The 582-nt window shown below is 72.2% G+C and carries 1 protein-coding gene; it reads right to left on the bottom strand.

Going from position 1 to position 582, the window contains the following annotated elements; translation table 11 throughout:
* Positions 1-582 (bottom strand): condensation domain-containing protein (locus ABD901_RS58865; protein ID WP_345145168.1); only part of this gene is annotated, 582 nt, incomplete at both ends.

The raw sequence follows: 582 nt of genomic DNA, 5'->3' as shown, positions 1-582 counted from the left end.
CAGGCCCTCGATCTCGGCCCGGTTCCGGTTCGCGATCGGCGTACCCACCACGACGTCGTCCTGGCCCGAGTACCGATGCAGCAGCACCGTGAACGCACCCAGCAACGTCATGAACATCGACACACCCGCGTCGCGAGCCACCCGCCGCAGACCCTCGACGACCGGCGCCGGGATGGTGAACTCGACGAACGCGCCGTCGGTCTGGCGGACCGGGCCCCGCGGCCGATCGGTCGGCAGCTCCAGCACCGGCGCACCCGCCAGCGCCTCCCGCCAGAACCCGAGCTGACCCTCCAGCACCTCGCCCGACAACCAGCGCCGCTGCCACACCGCGAAATCCGCGTACTGCACCGGCAACGCCGGCAGATCCGCCCCCGCGTACAACGCCGCCAACTCGCGCCGCAGAATGCCGGCCGACCACGCGTCAGACACCACATGATGCATCGCCAACGCCAGCACATGCCCATCCGCCGCCACCCGCAGCAACGTCGCCCGCAACAGCGGCCCCGTCGCCAGATCGAACGGCACCGCGGCGTCCGCGGCCAGCCACGCCTGCATCGCCGCCGCCGGATCCGGCTCCCCGGA

The organism is Dactylosporangium darangshiense, assembly GCF_039537565.1.
GTDB lineage: Bacteria > Actinomycetota > Actinomycetes > Mycobacteriales > Micromonosporaceae > Dactylosporangium > Dactylosporangium darangshiense.
This window is presented reverse-complemented; position numbering and strand designations above follow the sequence as displayed.